The sequence below is a fragment of the Abyssibacter sp. genome, from assembly GCF_964229365.1.
Taxonomy (GTDB): Bacteria; Pseudomonadota; Gammaproteobacteria; order Nevskiales; family OUC007; genus Abyssibacter.
This window is the reverse complement of the sequence record NZ_CAXRDQ010000018.1, coordinates 1-17,209: the sequence shown is the minus strand read 5'-3', so window position 1 is coordinate 17,209 and position 17,209 is coordinate 1. Positions and strand designations below refer to the sequence as shown.

At 60.3% G+C, this 17,209-nt stretch carries 15 protein-coding genes and 1 tRNA gene; 5 read left to right on the top strand and 11 right to left on the bottom strand.

Going from position 1 to position 17,209, the window contains the following annotated elements:
- On the top strand, window positions 1–492 hold the full coding sequence (lspA, locus tag ACE1EY_RS02525) for a signal peptidase II (protein WP_291513527.1): 492 nt from the start codon (window positions 1–3) through the stop codon (window positions 490–492).
- 10 nt (window positions 493–502) lie between these two features.
- A complete protein-coding gene (gene ispH, locus ACE1EY_RS02520) occupies window positions 503–1,441 on the top strand; it encodes a 4-hydroxy-3-methylbut-2-enyl diphosphate reductase (protein WP_291513526.1) in 939 nt (312 codons plus the stop codon).
- Here the strand turns inward: ispH and ACE1EY_RS02515 are convergent.
- Window positions 1,438–1,950: a type IV pilin protein gene (locus ACE1EY_RS02515; protein WP_370299385.1), complete on the bottom strand. Its 513-nt coding sequence runs from the start codon at window positions 1,948–1,950 to the stop codon at window positions 1,438–1,440. The two genes, ispH and ACE1EY_RS02515, sit on opposite strands and share 4 nt — an antisense overlap.
- A 30-nt stretch (window positions 1,951–1,980) precedes the next feature.
- On the opposite strand from ACE1EY_RS02515, the gene ACE1EY_RS02510 reads away from it, so the two are divergent.
- Window positions 1,981–3,000 carry an NAD(P)/FAD-dependent oxidoreductase gene (locus tag ACE1EY_RS02510; protein ID WP_370299384.1) on the top strand — a complete coding sequence of 340 codons (1,020 nt, stop codon included), beginning with the start codon at window positions 1,981–1,983 and terminating at the stop codon, window positions 2,998–3,000.
- Here ACE1EY_RS02510 and ACE1EY_RS02505 read toward each other — a convergent pair.
- From ACE1EY_RS02505 to ACE1EY_RS02480, 6 genes are all read right to left on the bottom strand, one after another.
- Window positions 2,990–3,472: a type IV pilin protein gene (locus tag ACE1EY_RS02505; RefSeq protein ID WP_370299383.1), complete on the bottom strand. Its 483-nt coding sequence runs from the start codon at window positions 3,470–3,472 to the stop codon at window positions 2,990–2,992. The two genes, ACE1EY_RS02510 and ACE1EY_RS02505, sit on opposite strands and share 11 nt — an antisense overlap.
- Window positions 3,463–8,346, bottom strand: coding sequence for a pilus assembly protein (locus tag ACE1EY_RS02500; RefSeq protein WP_370299382.1), 4,884 nt, complete (start codon window positions 8,344–8,346; stop codon window positions 3,463–3,465). Before ACE1EY_RS02500 ends, ACE1EY_RS02505 begins: the two co-directional genes overlap by 10 nt.
- A 132-nt stretch (window positions 8,347–8,478) precedes the next feature.
- On the bottom strand, window positions 8,479–9,144 hold the full coding sequence (locus ACE1EY_RS02495; RefSeq protein WP_370299381.1) for a PilX N-terminal domain-containing pilus assembly protein: 666 nt from the start codon (window positions 9,142–9,144) through the stop codon (window positions 8,479–8,481).
- A 2-nt stretch (window positions 9,145–9,146) separates the two neighbouring features.
- Window positions 9,147–10,151 (bottom strand): PilW family protein, encoded by a 1,005-nt coding sequence (locus tag ACE1EY_RS02490; RefSeq protein ID WP_370299380.1) that lies wholly within the window; start codon window positions 10,149–10,151, stop codon window positions 9,147–9,149.
- Window positions 10,148–10,696, bottom strand: a complete 549-nt coding sequence (pilV, locus tag ACE1EY_RS02485; RefSeq protein ID WP_370299379.1) for a type IV pilus modification protein PilV — start codon at window positions 10,694–10,696, stop codon at window positions 10,148–10,150. Before pilV ends, ACE1EY_RS02490 begins: the two co-directional genes overlap by 4 nt.
- Window positions 10,693–11,202, bottom strand: coding sequence for a GspH/FimT family pseudopilin (locus ACE1EY_RS02480; protein WP_370299378.1), 510 nt, complete (start codon window positions 11,200–11,202; stop codon window positions 10,693–10,695). Before ACE1EY_RS02480 ends, pilV begins: the two co-directional genes overlap by 4 nt.
- 231 nt (window positions 11,203–11,433) lie before the next feature.
- Here ACE1EY_RS02480 and ACE1EY_RS02475 point away from each other — a divergent pair.
- Window positions 11,434–11,509, top strand: a tRNA-Thr gene (locus ACE1EY_RS02475).
- Window positions 11,510–11,531: 22 nt separating this feature from the next.
- Complete coding sequence (locus ACE1EY_RS02470) at window positions 11,532–12,761, top strand: aspartate aminotransferase family protein (protein ID WP_291513517.1); 1,230 nt, start codon at window positions 11,532–11,534, stop codon at window positions 12,759–12,761.
- Window positions 12,762–12,780: 19 nt separating this feature from the next.
- Here the strand turns inward: ACE1EY_RS02470 and ACE1EY_RS02465 are convergent, their stop codons facing one another.
- The 4 genes from ACE1EY_RS02465 to astA are packed head-to-tail and all read right to left on the bottom strand — an operon-like array spanning window position 12,781 to window position 17,100.
- A complete protein-coding gene (locus tag ACE1EY_RS02465; RefSeq protein WP_370299377.1) occupies window positions 12,781–13,236 on the bottom strand; it encodes a GNAT family N-acetyltransferase in 456 nt (151 codons plus the stop codon).
- The gene (gene astB, locus ACE1EY_RS02460; protein ID WP_370299376.1) at window positions 13,233–14,561 is read right to left on the bottom strand and encodes an N-succinylarginine dihydrolase; all 1,329 of its coding nucleotides are present in this window, start codon (window positions 14,559–14,561) and stop codon (window positions 13,233–13,235) included. Before astB ends, ACE1EY_RS02465 begins: the two co-directional genes overlap by 4 nt.
- Before the next feature lie 2 nt (window positions 14,562–14,563).
- Complete coding sequence (gene astD / locus ACE1EY_RS02455) at window positions 14,564–16,042, bottom strand: succinylglutamate-semialdehyde dehydrogenase (protein ID WP_370299375.1); 1,479 nt, start codon at window positions 16,040–16,042, stop codon at window positions 14,564–14,566.
- A 32-nt stretch (window positions 16,043–16,074) separates the two neighbouring features.
- The gene (astA, locus tag ACE1EY_RS02450) at window positions 16,075–17,100 is read right to left on the bottom strand and encodes an arginine N-succinyltransferase (RefSeq protein ID WP_291513513.1); all 1,026 of its coding nucleotides are present in this window, start codon (window positions 17,098–17,100) and stop codon (window positions 16,075–16,077) included.
- Window positions 17,101–17,209 lie beyond the last annotated feature (109 nt).

The window sequence follows — 17,209 nt, the reverse complement described above, 5'->3', positions numbered from 1 at the left end:
ATGGCGTTTCGCGCGACAAATGTTCACTGGCTGTGGTTGTCTGCCGCCATCATCCTGTTAGACCAGGTCACCAAACAGCTGGTCTTCCGCTCCTTGCTGAAATATGAGCGGATCGAGCTGCTGCCCATTCTCAACCTGACGCATCTGCATAACACCGGCGCAGCGTTTTCGATGTTTGCCGAGTTTCCGCCGTGGGTGTTCATCGTGCTCGGCGTGGCGGTATCGGTCTGGATTCTCTGGTGGCTGCGCAATCACCCTCGGGACGAGCATCTGCTGGCGGTTGCGCTATGTCTGGTCCTGGGTGGGGCCTTGGGCAACGTCATTGATCGCGCGGCACGCGGTTACGTCGTCGACTTCATTGATTTCCACTGGCAGACATGGCACTACCCGGCCTTCAATGTTGCGGACATCGCCATTACCCTGGGCGCCTTGATGCTCGTGCTGGACATGTTGTTATCCAGTCGTCGGGCGTCGTCGTCCCCTAACGCCTGACAGGCATTCCATGGATATTTTGCTCGCCAACCCCCGTGGCTTTTGCGCCGGTGTTGATCGCGCCATCGAAATCGTGGAACGCGCGCTACAGCAGCTTGGCGCACCGATTTATGTGCGACATGAAGTCGTCCACAACCGCTTCGTGGTGGACCGCCTTCGTGACGAGGGCGCGATCTTCGTCGACGAAGTCGACGAAATCCCCTCCGGCGCCACCTGCATATTCTCGGCGCATGGCGTGTCGCAACAGGTCCGGAAGGACGCTGACAGCCGTGGCCTGACCGTGTTCGACGCCACCTGTCCGCTGGTGACCAAGGTACATATCGAGGTCACCCGCTACTCCCGGCAGGGGCTGGACGTCGTGCTGATCGGTCACGCCGGCCATCCGGAGGTCGAAGGCACCATGGGGCAGTTCGATGCCGCTGGTGGCGGGCGCATTCACCTGGTTGAAACACCGGAAGATGTCGACGCGCTCACGCCGCGAGACCCGCAACGCCTGGCCTACGTCACGCAGACCACGCTGTCGGTGGACGACACCGCACGCGTCATCGACGCGTTGAGAGCGAGGTTTCCGGCTGTACAGGGACCGCGCAAGGACGACATCTGCTATGCCACGCAGAACCGTCAGGATGCGGTGCGAGACCTAGCGCGTCGCGCCGACGTGGTGCTGGTGGTCGGATCCATCAACAGCTCCAATTCCAACCGTCTGCGTGAACTCGCCGAACAATGTGGGACGCAGGCATGGTTGATCGACGGACCTGACGACATTCAGGCCGCGTGGCTGGAGAACTGTCGCAGCGTTGGCGTGACGGCGGGTGCCTCCGCACCGGAAGTGCTCGTTCGCCGCGTGATCGACCGCTTGAAGGAGCATGGCGGTGTGGCAGCGGAGGAGCTCAAGGGGCGGGAGGAGACGATTACGTTTTCTCTTCCGTCCGCGCTGCGTGTCGGCTAGCTAGTCCAACAGCCTTTGTCTTCCGCTGCGAGTGCGTCGCTAAAATCCTTGTTGTTCGCCCACGTGCGGCCGTCAGACGCCAAGAGATAAATGGAGCAATCCGAATCTTTCGACTGCCTGCCGACCGGCTCCGCGACCAATGTGAAGCCGGTTGTCGAGGCGTCCACCATCGAGATCTTGAACAAGGATTGGTCTTGGAGCGTGCTGGACACCTGGCCCGCGGAATCGATGAAAAAGGGAGACGCCGCGCCGGTGAGCGTCTTGACCGATGTCGCATATTGACCACGATGAGTCAGCGCGTAGGCTTCCTGCTGGCCTTGTAACTGCTGCAGGTAAGCACGCACGACGGAGCGGTTCGACTTGAGGACGTAGCCTTGATATGCAGGCAGCGCAACCGCCGCCAGAATCGCGGCAATCACGACTGTGTATATTAATTCGAAGAGAGTAAAACCGCGTTCTCGAGGCGGTGAGGTCTGTAAGCGTATGCCGCCGGAATCTTCGTGTCTCATTTGTCCTGCGCGCATCCCTGACCAATCATCATGATAGCGCTGTCCCGGAGTTCGAGCGACAAAGCGCCGAGGGTCGCCATTGTTGGCGGCGGCCTCGTTGGCTTGTGGAGCGCCATCGAATTGCGTCGCAAGGGCGCTGGTGTTGACGTATACGATGCCGGGCATATGGCTGGCAGGGCATCATGGGCAGGCGGCGGCATACTTTGTCCGCTGTGGCCCTGGGACTATTCCGACCGAATCACGACGTTGTCGTTGCGCGGCGCCCAGCTTTGGCGTGATGAATTGAGCGATGCTGGGTGCGAAGGGCAGGCAGGGTTGCTCAAGTCCGGCATGAGAGTGCTGGACCAGCATGCGCCAGCGGAGCAGTGGGGGCATCGCAGCGGAGTGGATGTGCGGGCTCAGGCAGATGGATCGGTGTTGCTGCCAGATGTATGGCAGGTCAGAACGCCAAGGGCGGCTCGAGCCGTTGCGGATATCGCGGTCTCGAAAGGGGTGCACATCTATCCCGAACATGCAGCGCAGGTCGAGCTGCGGGGCGATCATGCGACCCTGCAAATATCGGAAGGTAGGCTCCCGGAGTACGACCATGTCGTGGTCTGCGCTGGGGCCTGGGCGGCTGCAGTGCTGGGTGACCTGGCTGACATCATCGATGTCGAGCCCGTGCGGGGGCAGATGATTGCTTTCGCGGCGCCTCCCGGCGAGTTTCACGAGATTACGCTCGGCGGCGGCGCTTATGTCATCCCACGTAGCGACGGGCTGGTGCTATGCGGCAGCACGATGGAGTACGTCGGATTTGATTCGAGTACAACGGAGGCGGGGCGGGTGGCCCTGCAGCAGTTGGCTGTGCGTATCCAGCCGACTCTCACGAATTATCCAGTCGTCGAACATTGGGCCGGGCTGCGTCCGGGGTCGTCCACGGGAGAGCCACGGATCGGGCAGTTGAGCGACAACCTCTGGATCAACGCAGGACACCATCGAAATGGTGTTGCGATGGCGCCCGCAGCGGCCGCCGAGTTGGCTCAGGCGATGAGCGGCGTGCTCACCAGCTAGTCTTGTCGCTGCCCTGGGTGCGGAACCGCTGCACATCCGGACGGCCGTCCGGCGTCGCAGTCGTGCGTTTTACGACCAGCGACAACGCTCCGTCTGCGGCCTGAGATCCGGTCGGCGATGCTATTAACTCGTAGCAGATTGCATTGGTACACCCAGTACTGCTGGGTGTGCTGATCGCCATCGAATAGCTCCGGCCGGTAGGGCTACCGTCAGAAATGTCGGAACATTGCAGTTGATCCTTCTCATCCACGTCATAGCCCAGCGCTCCGATGGTTGTCGCGTAACGATGGTTGCGGACAAAGAACTTCTCCATCCGCTGCTGGACCTCGACGAGGCAGTGCTTGCCCTGTGCCCGAGCGCTTTTGGCTAGATAGGACTGATAGCTGGGGATCGCGATCGCAGCAAGTATTCCGACAATGACCGCGACGATCACCATCTCAATCAAAGTGAATCCTCGCTGCGTTACTCGCACAGGTACGTTTCCTGCCAACTGATCTCGCCGCTTCGAGCCGCCTGGGTAATGGCCCCTTCCCGGCGCTCAATGGCACCGGTGGATGTCTGCGTAAAGACCGTCAGACCACGATTATCGCGAGCAGCTGCAGCATGCAGGCTGGGAGCCGACGCCAGGCCAACGCCCAGGTCGACGCTGCGAATCGCTTCCTCGACGGTCTCCCCTGCGATCGTGGCCGGTGTGGTCGAGAACGTCGGAATATCTGGACTTGGGGCGCCGGTCTTGAAAAACAGGCCATACAACTCGCTACTGCCTTGCCCACCGCACAAATTCGAGCTGGGCGTAAAGGCTGATGCGAACAAGATGTCACCCAGCAGGGATGTCGATGTCACATTGCGTTCTGCCGGGGCGGTGGACAGCTGCAGCTTCCAGCCGTAGGCCTGTGCAGTCGTGTCTACCAGGGTTAGCTGGTCGGTGATGTCGTTGCCACCGTAGGACACACCGTCAATGACTCCGGAGGTTGCGACCCGAGCGTTCGTCACGTCCACCAGACCCGAATAGCTGCGGATCGGATTGCTGGCAGCCGCCGTATCGGCCGTATCAATAACGCCAAACAATGCCTGCTGGTCGGAGCTGGATTTGTCCGCGTCGCTGTAGAAGCGTCCGGTCCCCGCAAAAACCCAGCGATTGCCAAATTCATCGAAAGTGACTGACGGCGTTGACGTCACAGGATTGCCCGTATCGAGCAGGACCACCGGGCCCAGCCAGTTGCTGGCGGAAGCCTCTTCCTTGACGTCGAGCTTGAACAGCTTGCCATCCGGAGCATCGGAAGAACCGCCGACCGTACCGAAAAACACGGCGTCGGCTTTGAAATCGAGGTCCCAGTCCACCGTGACTGGATCGCCGACGAAGCTGTCCTTCGCGCCTTTCGAGGCATTCGTCCCCAGGTCGATCGGCGATGTTCCCGAGACGAACTCCCGCGCCTCCAGGTCGTAAAGAAATAGCTTGCCAGACTGGCTGCTTTCGGCATCAATCAGGTTGGTGGTGATGCTATCGAGATTGTCTGGGCCGTTGCCGAACGCGAGATACCAACGGTCGTCGACACATCCTCCAACCTTGCAGGCTCGCTCACGCATCGCGACAACAGTCGGGAACGACGTGGAGAAACCCATATCATCATGCGAAATCTCCGCAAGCACTTTGGGTGGTTTTTCCGGATTGGTGATATCGAGGACGACGTATGCCGCACCGAGCTTTAAGTTTCGTTTCCCGCGCGAACTGGGGAGCGAGTTCACCGAAAAATCGCTAAAGCCATTGCTATAGCTTGAGGCGGGTAGCGTGATATCGCCGCCACCAAACTGGAAACCTACCACCAGCACCGTTCCCCAGCCATCAGGATGGTCAGTGTCGGCGCCGAAGATTCGGGCATCGAACACCCGTGGTTTTCCGTCCACATACCACACGTGTGTGTACTCGGTATTGGTGGTCCACGTCAGGTGTGGCAGCAGGTGATACGGCGCGTATGCCCATAATTCGGAGCCGAGCGGATGCCCGACGGAACATCCGCCCCCTGTCTTGGTGAACCGGGGCCCCGACGGATCGAAACAACCACCGTTGAAGGCGTGCAACATGCCGTCGTTCGCGCCCACGTAGACGACATTTCTGCGTTGAGCATACTTCTGCCGAAAAGCAGCGTAGCTGGCATCGTCATACAGCAAATCGAACGCCTCCGCGGGCGCGGCGACCACGGTCGGCGTTGATTGCACGATATCGCCTAGACGCATCGTTTCGGATGTGCCATCGCCATCGTAGTCGAGCGTTCGCGGCCTGAGCAGCGGAGAGCTGAAATCTTTTCCTCGCACGTATTCGACGAGGATCGCTGCTGTGTCTTTGTCGGGAGCATTCAGAATGCCAAACCGGCCATCACCAAAGGTTGAAGCGACGAAGTCAACAACCTCGCCGTTGTCGACCTTGCCGTCGAAATCGAAATCGAGGTGAGTCAGGATGTAGCGGCCGTTGTCGGCCGTCGAACTGTATGTCCGTTGCGAATCCGTGCCGACGATGCCGGCGAGTTGCTCGCGGGCATTCCATAAGGTGTTCAGTTTGTCTAGGTCGAACACCTGCGGAGTGCTTGTGAGCGGGTCGCCTGGATATCGGCGCACTTTGGTTCGCTGTTGTGCCGGGTCGGGATTGGACTCGTCAAAAAAGAGCTCCACGGCAGGATCACTGGCGTAGTCCTCCAATACGGCGTCGCCATCATCTTCGCGGAGATATCCGTTGGAATCGACCCAGAGCGCATGCAGTGTCCCGATCCAGCGAACTTCGTTGCCCAGGCTGTCTGAGCGTGTGGGCTCGAACAGGGCTTGGTAGACCGCGCCTTCACCCTCCCGAGCGTTCGCGACAACGGCGGCAGCGGTGCCCGACGCTACCTGGCCAATAATTTCGTCAAACACCCGTCGAAGCTGCTCTTCCAGTTGGCGTGGTTCAACGGCAAAGAAATAGGTATCTGGGATGCCATCTGCCCCTGGATTTCCTTGCTCATCCACAGCGTCCCATTCCGCGACCTGGTTCGGCGTCCCATCGCCGTCAATGTCATTGAATCCGCCCCATTTCGCGGCGTAGAAAAGAGGGTCTTGCAGGAAGCTGGCGGTGGACGATCCCAAGGCATACGTGTAGCTGGTCGGTCCGTCACTTGTATTGCAACCAGTGGGACAATCGGTCGCGGCCGTCGGGTCATGGTAAACAAAGCCCGCGCCGTCCCCGGACCCGGAGTGGAAATGCGCACCGTCTTCTGTGGTGCCCGAGATAACGTAACCGAAGCCCATTCGTGCGCCACCGCCACTGTAGGCGATGACGTCGGTCGTGATCTCAATTTTGGAGTCTGAGATCGTGTACGAAAGTACGCCCCACATGTCCTGGTCATAGTCCCCGCCTTGCTCGCCGTTCTCCCAGTTTACGTAGTACTTGCCGGTACCGATCCCGTTCGTTTCGGCATGTGGTTCTACAATTTTGAAGTCGACGATGGAGCATGCGCCCGACAGCCCGGAAATGGTCGAGCCGTTGGCTTTCTTCAGGTCAATGTTCTGGCAGGCAGGGAGAACTCGCACCGATTTGGCCGGTGAGTTGGGAACAGGGATGTCAATTTGCGGCGTCGCGGATGCCAGATTGACTGCATAGGTCTTGACTGTTTGAAGGCCGGCGACCTTGTCGTTGATATCGTTTGTATGTGCGTAATGCGCCAGCCCGGCGATCTTGAAGGTGCCTTCCAAGCGTGGTGCAGTCGGGCATAGTCCACGCACATCCCCCAGGCTACTTACGGTTTTCGCTGTGCAAACCTGGTATCCGGCGTCGCCCTGGCTTGTGGCTCCGTTCTCTCCAACAAAATACGTTTTTCCGTGAATTCCTTCACCCACCCCGACCACGTTTGTTAGCTCGTCTGAGCTCAAGGTCGACCCGATGGAGCCAACGCCATCAGAATTGTCATCCAGTTGGTCGCCATCGTAGGAAATCGTGCTGTTGTTGAACGACACGACGTTCAACGACGCGCAGGCATTGTTGTCTTCGAGCGAGAATTTATACGACTGCGGGGGATTCAGGCCCTTGATTTCATTTGAATCGTTTGAGCGAAAATCTCCGGAAGGGGGTTCGTTTGCGTAGTACCGCAGCACGGAGTGGAACCCTTCACCAAACGGATTTCCCCAGTTCTGACATGTGCCATCTCCGAACTCGGCTAGTCGGAATGTGCAGTTATTAGAATTGTTTCCGTTGGTGCCGTAGGTTCCATCAGAATGCTTGTACTTGATGATTCGGTAGAGCGAGAGCGCGTTGGAAATTCCGTTAGAGCGGGAGGATTGGTTGCCATTGACGTTCCCGGTTTCGTCCTTGAGCCCCGCGACCCTGATGAGTCGCCCATCATTATTGACGTTGACCTCGTCAGTGAATGGTCCGACGTTCTTCATGATGTCGGCGCCCCCCTTGTTCTTGGAGTACGTTCCCGCCACCATACCGAACCACATGCGTTCGGTATCTCCGTACTCTTGCAATAATCCAATCGGCTTCAGAGTGCCTGAGGGGTATTGCTTGCAGCGATCACCATCCTCCAACCCGGGAACGCACACTTGAACTCGTGCGACATAGTCACCTTGGCCAAGACGGTCAGAGTTGTAGTTCGGGTTTGAACTGTGGGCTGGAATCCCAGATTTGGAAACATCGTTGGCGTTGGACGCCGATTTCTCTCCGGACCAGAGGCACTGCCAACGCTCGTTCGATGCCCATAGCGAATAATTACCCTCCGCGATGCGTATCAATGGCGGATCCGAGACATCTTCGGACACGTCGTTGAAGCCTGGATCTACCGTTGTGTTGCAGATCGTGAGCCCGCGATCTTCGATAGATCCGCTCGATGTCGGTGGGTTGAAGGGCGTCAGCTTGTTGATGTCCGCGCCGTTGTAATACTTCGCCCAGGAGTGAGCATCATTTGGCAAGTAGGTTCGCTCGAGCACTGTCAGATCGCTACCCGTGGTGTTGACGGATTCGTCTACCGACCGTCTCCCTCCAAAGAGAATCTTACGGACTACATCGATTCGGCCCATGGATGCCCAGTTCAGGAAATTTCCGGACCATGTACTGCCGTCGCAATAACGTGAGCCATCTGCGAATGCGCTTGGCTCGAAGCGGCGATCGCTGGAGTCGTAGCGATAGCATTTTCCGTCGTCGAAGTACCCGTAGTAACGAAAACTGTGCCGGTAGCCTGACTCGACGGTGCCGTCGCCATCCAGATCGGTGTAGTCGTTGTATGCCTTGAGGAACAGCTGATGATCCTTCGCGAGTTGGATCATCGCTTGCGGCTGGGCCGAATCGACGCTGGTGACCGGCAGGCTCGTGTACTTGAGCATATTGTCGGTGCCAGATATGTAAGGCAGTGCTCCTGCCCAAGCGATCGTGGATAAACAACTCGCGAAGGCCAGGAACGTGGAGACCTGGATGCGTCGAATTCGATATATATACTTTTTCACGGTGGCGGGCCCTTAGTTCCTCACGACCGATCGATATTCACAGGCCGTGCAGGCCTGCGCCGTGGCGGCCGACCACTGACCCGTCGAGTCATCCCAGCTGGCGTCGGGGTTCACCCCTCGGCTAAACACACGGTAGTAAATGCTGCTGCCGGCTGCAGCGGATGCACGCCCAACGCCCTCGTAACCCGAAACCATCGCGGACCCAGCTCCGGGGGACAGCGCGGCGCGCATTTTGTATACGGCGACGTCGGATTGAACCTGAATGGGTGTTTGCCCACTGGGCGTAATCGAGTTTGCGTAGTGGACGTCAGGCAACAGGCCGGTTGGCGAAAACGACGTTTCGTCGTTGCCGAGGTAGAGATCATCCGGTGCGTCGTTCCCATCTTTGTCGCGGACCGTCAGTCCGGCCGGGATCGCGTAGTCAAAAATGTTGTTCTCGACTGGCCCGCCTGCGATTTTTGGCCAGCCACGGTTGAAGGTATGCACGTCGAGTAGGTCGGCCGTGAGGACACGAGGCGCTTCCGAGGAGTCAAATGCCTCCATGCGAATGGTCTCGTTGTGACTCATTCGCAACTCTAGCGACGTTGATTTCATCGCGGTGACCGCAACCAGTGTCAGTACAACCAGAAACACCGCCGCAGTGATCAAAACAAAACCGTCTTGTTGACGAAATTTCATGCCTACTCCCGAACCCGATTTCGGACCTGAATGTCGCGAACGATAAGTCGACGCTGGAATCTGGCCACATCGATCGCCGGAGTGTATGCGAATCCACCGGGCATCTGATACGTGGCGGTATCGACGAAATCGTCCAATGCGCGGCCGCGGACAATCAAGCCGGCTCGGACAATGATGACGTCGTCCCACTCGTTGGCCGTGACTGCTGTCGCGTTCTTCCAGATGTCGACGACCTGATCGGCATCCATGTCGACGCCGTAGGCGAGTTGCATCTGCTCGATGCCTTCCACGAGTTGATACGGGCGCAACGTTGCCTGCCCACTCACAGTATCCAGATCGAGCATGGAAAGTGTGGGGGAATCGGTACCGCCGATATCGAAGTCGGCCAGGTAGAGAATGGCGATCTCAAAACGATGGTTAAGAATGCCTTGATCATCATCGCCGGGAACCGCTGCGGCCGCCGCCGCCAAATCGTCCCGCTGGAAGATGATGCCGCTGGCGCCGACTAGCGTTCGAAGATAAAGCCCGCCATTGTCGCTTAGCGCGTCGATTGAGCTGTCTGCCAGCGCAGCCGTGGACGCATAGTCCTCCGGGTCTGCCGTTCTGATCACCACCACGTCGGAATTGGGCACATATCCCGTTGGGATGCAGTCCGTAGGGCCAGGCGGCGTCGAATCGCCGTCGTAGCCAAAGACGCCTCGCGCCAGGTCCATAGCCCAGGCAAAGTCGCAGTTGCCTCGCGCTGCGTATGCCGTATCGAGATCGGGGTGCAGACGAATCGCCTCGGCTTCCACGCCGCCCCAATAGTCTGCGAGGTTAATGTAGTGACTGAGGTCCCTCATCGCGAACCTGGCGTTCTCCTGCAGTAAGGACGTGCTTTCCTGAATTCTGTAACCCTGCTTCGCACTGATGAAAATCTGGATCATGCCAGCGAGGAGCAAAATGCTGATGGTCATGGCGACCATCAGTTCAATAAGCGACAAACCTCGAGATTTCGTCTGGTTCATGGCTGGTGGACGACCCTGAAGCATCGCAATGATTCGTCGTCATCCGGATTGCAGTCGGTCTTGGTGACGTCCGGGTCACGAGATGGATTCCAGTACACGGTTACGACATGCGCCGATGTCGGTGTGCACGTTGCATCGGCACAGGCGACGGAGAAATCCGCACCGGGCAACGTAGCTCCGGGCGAGGAGGGAACATTTGTCCCACTTGCGGAATCCGACAGCGCGGTGGACCAGTCAGCGAGGTCCCATGTCGCCAGTTCTACCGGGCTACATTCGTCTGTGGCGCAGTTAGTCGCCGGTGAGGCCGGCGAGTCTCCTGTCGCAATGCTGTAACTCCCGCTTCGGACTCCAATCGGGTTGGCCAGCATGCGTTCGGACAACGCCCGCGCCAAGTTCGCGGCCTGTGAATACTGATATGCCAGATAGTTTTGCCGAACTGCAGAAGTTTGCATGCCGGCCATCCAGAGTAAGCCAACGCCAAGTACAACCACGGTTATCAGCACCTCGATCAGCGTGACTCCCGTTTGAGATTGCTGCGAGTTCATGATTTGCGAATGTAAGGTCTGCCCGACGGGCTGATCACCAACTCCCTGGCGTTCGAGCTGTCATTCGGGTCGATAGTGATCGTGCCGTTCTGTGTGCCGCGGCCGCTGGCGGTATACGTCATGTAGTGCTTGACCTGGCCATTGCCGGACATGTCGCTGACAATCGCGAGAGGAACCCGGACCTGGATAACAGCTTCCCCAGAGTCCAACGTTCGGTTCGCTGTCACGTTGTCTACGAATACGATGACGCCGTCGCCCCAGTGAACCGTTGAATCTTGGCTGCAGCTGGCTCCGTCGGACGACTTGCATGCAACCACAGTCGTGTTTCGCTTGATCGCTTCACTGCGGGCGAGAATCAGCACTGACAGCAAGGCATTGGCGTCACTTGCACTTCGGTTACTGGCGATCAGGCCACGAAACGACGGCACGGCCACAGCCAGCAGAATGCTGGCCACGGCGATCGCGACCAGCAACTCGATCAGTGTGAATCCCCGTCCCCTACTCATGTGTGTAGCTTACGATGGAACGGGTCGTTAATCACCGTCTCGCGGCCAGCGCTTGTTTACGTCAGATGAACGGAGGTGTGGCGGGCGCGGGCGAGGATGCGATGGTTCCGCTTCGGGCTCGAACGTTGCTATACTTCGCCGCCGCTTTTCGAGACCGCCCTCGATGGAACGCGTCGAGGCGCATCGCGCGTTCGACAGCGCTTCGAGAGGCGGGATCGAGAGCACTAACACGCCGGCATAGCTCAGTTGGTAGAGCGGCGCATTCGTAATGCGTAGGTCGGGGGTTCAACTCCCTCTGCCGGCACCATCTCCTTCGCAGTGGTGCTCAGATGACCCAGATGCCAACAGTGACCCGCCAGGATTTCGATTCCGTCATGGTGCCGAATTACAACCCGGCCGCCGTGATTCCGGTTCGTGGGCAGGGTTCGCGCGTGTGGGATCAGGACAATCGCGAGTATGTGGATCTGGCGGGTGGTATCGCTGTCAGCGTGCTGGGGCATTGCCATCCCGCGATGGTGCAGGCGCTGCAGGCGCAGAGCGAGCGGCTGTGGCATCTGTCGAATGTGATGACCAACGAGCCCGCCATTCGTCTCGCGCAGAAGCTCGTGGCCGCGACGTTTGCAGATCGCGTGTACTTCTGCAATTCGGGTGCTGAAGCGAATGAGGCCGCATTCAAGCTTGCACGCCGTTATGCCTCCGACCATTTCGGGCCGGACAAGCACGAGATCATCTCGTTCCAGCAGGCCTTTCACGGTCGCACGCTGTTCACGGTCTCGGTGGGCGGGCAGCCCAAGTACACCGAGGGTTTCGGTCCTGTCCCTCAGGGCTTGCATCACATCCCGTACAACGACCTGGATGCGTTGAAAGCGGTGATTGGCGAGCGAACCTGCGCCGTGGTCATGGAACCGATGCAGGGCGAGGGCGGGATCGTGCCGGCGAACGAAGCGTTCATTCAGGGCGTGCGTGCGCTGTGTGACGAACACAATGCGCTGCTGATCTTCGATGAGGTCCAGACGGGCATGGGCCGCACGGGGCATCTCTACGCCTATCAGGCCTACGACGTAGTGCCGGATATTCTCAGCTCGGCCAAGGGGCTGGGTGGCGGCTTCCCGGTCGGCGCCATGCTCACATCGGAGAAGGTTGCGGCCAGTTTTGTCGTCGGCACGCACGGCAGCACGTACGGGGGCAACCCGCTGGCCTGTTCCGTGGCCGAGGCGGTTCTGGACCAGGTCAACACGCCGACTTTGCTGGATGGGGTTCGCGAGCGTAGCGAATGGTTGCGCAGCCGCCTGGAGGCCATCGCAGCAGACACCGGTGCGTTCAAGGAGATCCGCGGCATGGGTCTGCTCATCGGCGCCGAAGTGGCGGAACCGTTTGCGGGCCAGGCCCGTGACTTCCTGAATGCGGCGCTCGAAGCTGGCGTCATGGTGCTGGTGGCCGGACCCAATGTGGTGCGCTTCGCGCCGGCATTGAACATTCCACAGGCCGATCTGGAGCTGGGGCTTCAGCGCTTCGCCGAAGGCGTCAAGAAAGTCGTGGGGCAGGCAGCCGCCGCCTAGGCTGAATCGCCGGGTCGAGTCAGGCCGCGCAACACATGTCGATGTGCGGGATGCCGTCTTCGTCGTAGGGTGCACCCAGGGTTCGAAAGCCGAGCGACTGGTAGAACGGTTCCAGATGCGCTTGTGCGCCCACCGACATCCCCGCTGCGGGCCACAGGCGCCGGCATTCCTGCATGCCCGCTTGCATGAGTCGGCGCCCTAGTCCTGCCCCGCGATATTCCGGGCTCACCACCACGCGGCCGATGCTGGGCGTGGCGAAGCGAACGCCGGGGGTGAGCAGCCTTAGGTAGGCGCAGAGCTTCTCGTCAGGGGTGTGCACGAACAGGTGCCGGGCATCGAAGTCCAGACCATCAGCGTCGGGATACGGACAGGTCTGTTCGACCACGAATACCGAAGCCCGCAGGGCGAGCATCGAATACACCTCGGCACCGCTTAGCTCGGCGAAGCTTTTCCACTGCCATGCCAGCGTGTTCACGCCGTCTGCTGAAACGGGTAGATCGATCCGAGGCCGAGCACGACCGTAAGGCGGTCCAGGGCTTCGCGCACTTCGGTCACGAAGGCGGGATCAGCGAGATCGGCGAGCTGGAGGCGATCACGATAATGAGCATCCACCCAGGCTTTCAGCGCCTTGTGCAGTTCGGGCGTGAACCAGCTGTCGGGATTAACCGCCGCACGTTCATCGCCATTGAGTGGCACGCGCAGCCGCAAACAGGCCGGGCCGCCCCCATTGCGCATGCTCTGCCGAACATCAAACACCGTGACGGCGTCAATCGGCCCATCGTCTTCGATCATGGCGTTGATCCGCGCCCAGACGGCCGGGTTTTCCTCGCAGTCCTTGGCGACGATGAGCTGCGTTCGACCGTCCGGCAAGGTGACGATCTGTGAGTTGAACAGATAACTCTGGATGGCAGCGTCAAGACTGACTTCGGCCTGCGTGATGCGGACCGTGCGCAAGGGCTCGCCAAGCGCGTGCGCCAGGCTATCCACGACCGTTGCTTCTTGGGCAAACGCCATCTCGTGATAGAGCAGCATGTTGCGATGGCCTACTGCGATCACGTCGTTATGAAAGACACCGGCCGAAATCGCCTCGGGATGCTGGGCCGCGAACAGGGTGCGATCGCCGCGCAAGCGGTGCTGACGGGCGACCGCTTCGCTGGCCAGCCGGGTCTGGCGGGCCGGAAAGCGACCGGCGCCATCCGCCTTCAGATCCGCACCGTAAACAAACAGATTCACGCCACAGGTGTGATCGTCCACCGAAAAGCGGGTGTGATTTGCGGCGCCTTCGTCGGCGAGCTGGCTGCTGGCCGGTAGCGCCGGATGATGGGCAAAGTACCGTTCCGATCGAAACGTTGCCTTCAATGCGGCGGCCGTTGTCGCAGTTTCCAGCGAACGATGGGTCTGCGAGACCAGGTTGGCGGGCGTGATATGCACGCGGCTGTCCCAAGTGTCCGGCGAGGCAGACACCGTTGCCGCATTTGCGGACCACATGGACGCGGCGGAGCCCGCTGCGGACAGCAGGCCAGGCGCGTCACGCAGCGCCTGCGCCAGCACCTTGGCGTCGGTGCCGCTAAAGCCGACCCGGCGTAGAAAGTCCAGATCTGGCCGAGCCTGCGGCGGTAGCACGCCCTGGTGAAGGCCAAGCGCGGCGAGTCCGGCCATCTTGTCCAGGCCCTGCAGCGCCGCCTCACGGGGGTTGGAGCTCTGTGCCTTGTTGGCCTGAGAGGCGAGGTTGCCGACCCCCAACCCGCCAAAATGGTGCGACGGGCCGACGAGGCCATCGAAGTTCGCTTCGACCAGCATGCTTACAGACTCATTCCGGCAGGCAGCGTAGCGGGTAGGGCGACGGCATCTCGCTCCATGCTCGCGACCGGGTAGGCGCAGTAGTCTGCAGCATAGTAGGCGCTCGGCCGTAGGTTGCCGCTATCGCCGGGGCCTCCGAACGGGGCGGCGCTGCTGGCGCCGGTGATGGCGCGATTCCGGTTGATGATGCCGGCCCGTACGGTCTGCAGAAAGGTCTCCCAACTCGCATCCGAATCCGAGATAAGCCCCGCCGACAAACCGAACCGCGTGTTGTTCGCCAGGGTCAGGGCGTCAGCAAAATCGGTGTAGCGGTAGACCGATAGCAATGGCCCGAAGACTTCTTCGTCCGGCACGTCGCTCGCCCCGGTTAAATCGATGATGCCGGGTGCGAGGAAGGCCTCCGAGAGCCCGCCAATGCGCTCGCCACGCTTGAGTACGATGCCGCCCCGGCTTTCGAGCATGTCCTGTGCGTCGAGCACGCGCTGGGCGGCCGCGGCGGAAATCAGCGGACCCATAAAGGGTGCCGGGTCTTCATCAGGCAGGCCGATACGCAGGCCTGCCGTGACGCTGATCAGTCGCTCCAGAAAGCGCTCGCCCCAGTCGCCAGCGGGGACCATGAGCCGTCGCGCGCAGGTGCAGCGCTGCCCCGCGGTGATAAAGGCGGATTGCACCGTCTCGAAGACGGCAGCATCCAGGTTCTCGACGGCTTCGACCACCAGCGGGTTGTTGCCGCCCATCTCCAGTGCCAGCATCTTGCCGGGCTGCTCGGCAAATTGTCGGTGCAACAGTTTGCCGGTGCGCTCGCTGCCGGTGAAGAAGAGCGCGTCAATGCCGGCGTGGCCGGCCAGCGACGCGCCCGTTTCCACACCGCCGCAGACCAGATTCAACACGCCTTCGGCCAGTCCCGCCTGCATCCATAATTCGGCGACTTGCATCGCAATCAATGGTGTCTGGTCACTGGGCTTGAACACGACGGTATTACCAGCCAGCAGCGCCGGCACGATATGACCGTTCGGCAGGTGGCCCGGAAAGTTGTACGGCCCGAACACGGCGGTGACGCCGTGCGGCCGGTGGCGCAGAACCGCGGTGCCGCCGGCCACGTCTTCGCTGCGCTCGCCGGCACGCTCTGCCTGGGCACGAACCGAGATGGCGATCTTGCCGGCCATCGCCGCGATTTCGGTCTTGGCCTCCCAGAGTGGCTTGCCGGTTTCCAGCGCGATGGTGCGCGTCAGCTGTTCGGTGTCGGTTCTGAGCAGTTCGGCAAAGCGCTCGCAGATCGCGATCCGATCGGTCAGTGGGCTGCGCTGCCATCGAAGCGCGGCATGGCGCGCCGCCCCCACGGCCGCGTCGACATTGGCGGGGCTGGCGCTACGGCCACCCCACAGGGTTTCACCGGTGGCCGGACCGGTGACGGTGATGGCTGCACCGTCTGCGGTCTGCCATTGGTTGTTGATCCACAGGCCAGTGTGGTCTTGATTCATACGTAGTCTCGGCGCGTTGGTCTTGGGGGAGCTTAGCTAAGCGTCAGGTATCGCAGGCGATCACCCGTTGAGACGCCTAGCGCGTCTGCGATATCCGGTGGCACCGTGATCTGCTCGCCGGCCTCGTCGATCGTAGCCATCGTCAGGGTGCAGCGAAATTGTGCCAGTTCGCGGTTGCTGACAAGCACCCGGGTCTGGTCCGTCGGCGTGCCGACTGTCAGTTCGGCCACTCGGCTGCGCTTGATGGCCTTGATGTCTTCGAACAGCACATCAACTGCTGCGCCGCCGTCGAAGATATCGACATAACCCTGATAGCGGAACCCTTCGGCCTTAAGCATGCGTAGCGCCGGTTCGGTGTTCGGATGGACCCGCCCGATGGCACGCTGAGCGTCCTCGGGGAGCAGGGTGGTGTACACCGGATACCGCGGCATCAATTCGGCGATGAACGCCTTGGTGCTGACCGCGGTGAGGTGGTCAGCCCGCGCGTAGTCCATGTCGAAAAACTTGCGGCCCAGCGCGTCCCAGAACGGGGATTGCCCATTGTCATCGGACCAGCCTCGCATCTCGGCGATTACCCGATCATTGAATCGGTGGGCATGCTCCGCCATGAACAGGAATCGGGCCTTGGACAGCAGCGTCCCATTGCCTCCACCGCGGAAGTCCGGATTCAGAAACAGCGTGCATAGCTCGCTGCATCCGGTGTAATCGTTGGAGAGATAAAGGGTCGGTGTCTTGCGGTACACACCCAGCTCACGGGAAGCATGGACGATCGTGCCCACGCGGTAGTTGTAGAACGGCTCGCGCATGCCCACGGCCGACTCCAGACCGCAGCAGCCGCCCACGGCGCCGGTTTCCGCGTCTTCCAGCGAGAACAGATAAAGCTCGTCCAGCGGAGCGTCCAGGGTTTGTGTAAACGCTTCTTCAGACCGCCGAATCTTGTTGTGAAGCAGGTCGCGATCGGTGGTGAGCGAGGTGAATCCCGGGCCAGAGAGTTCGGCAATCTGGCAAAGGGCGTCAAAGTCATGCGCGTCGTCGCGCATCGCACGCAGCACCATCATCCGAGCGTCTCCTTCACCGGCCACGGCGTATCGTCACTGGCCAGGCGCATCAACAGTAGCGCGGACAGCTGCGCCCTGGGCACAAAGCTCGGGATATTCATGTATTCCT

Bases quoted from the DNA above. Each gene is read 5' to 3' on its own strand.
- lspA (WP_291513527.1), top strand. From the start codon at position 1: ATGGCGTTTCGCGCGACAAATGTTCACTGGCTGTGGTTGTCTGCCGCC.
- ispH (WP_291513526.1), top strand. From the start codon at position 503: ATGGATATTTTGCTCGCCAACCCCCGTGGCTTTTGCGCCGGTGTTGAT.
- ACE1EY_RS02515 (WP_370299385.1), bottom strand. From the start codon at position 1,950: ATGAGACACGAAGATTCCGGCGGCATACGCTTACAGACCTCACCGCCT.
- ACE1EY_RS02510 (WP_370299384.1), top strand. From the start codon at position 1,981: ATGATAGCGCTGTCCCGGAGTTCGAGCGACAAAGCGCCGAGGGTCGCC.
- ACE1EY_RS02500 (WP_370299382.1), bottom strand. From the start codon at position 8,346: ATGCTCAAGTACACGAGCCTGCCGGTCACCAGCGTCGATTCGGCCCAG.
- ACE1EY_RS02495 (WP_370299381.1), bottom strand. From the start codon at position 9,144: ATGAAATTTCGTCAACAAGACGGTTTTGTTTTGATCACTGCGGCGGTG.
- ACE1EY_RS02490 (WP_370299380.1), bottom strand. From the start codon at position 10,151: ATGAACCAGACGAAATCTCGAGGTTTGTCGCTTATTGAACTGATGGTC.
- pilV (WP_370299379.1), bottom strand. From the start codon at position 10,696: ATGAACTCGCAGCAATCTCAAACGGGAGTCACGCTGATCGAGGTGCTG.
- ACE1EY_RS02480 (WP_370299378.1), bottom strand. From the start codon at position 11,202: ATGAGTAGGGGACGGGGATTCACACTGATCGAGTTGCTGGTCGCGATC.
- ACE1EY_RS02470 (WP_291513517.1), top strand. From the start codon at position 11,532: ATGACCCAGATGCCAACAGTGACCCGCCAGGATTTCGATTCCGTCATG.
- astB (WP_370299376.1), bottom strand. From the start codon at position 14,561: ATGCTGGTCGAAGCGAACTTCGATGGCCTCGTCGGCCCGTCGCACCAT.
- astD (WP_370299375.1), bottom strand. From the start codon at position 16,042: ATGAATCAAGACCACACTGGCCTGTGGATCAACAACCAATGGCAGACC.
- astA (WP_291513513.1), bottom strand. From the start codon at position 17,100: ATGATGGTGCTGCGTGCGATGCGCGACGACGCGCATGACTTTGACGCC.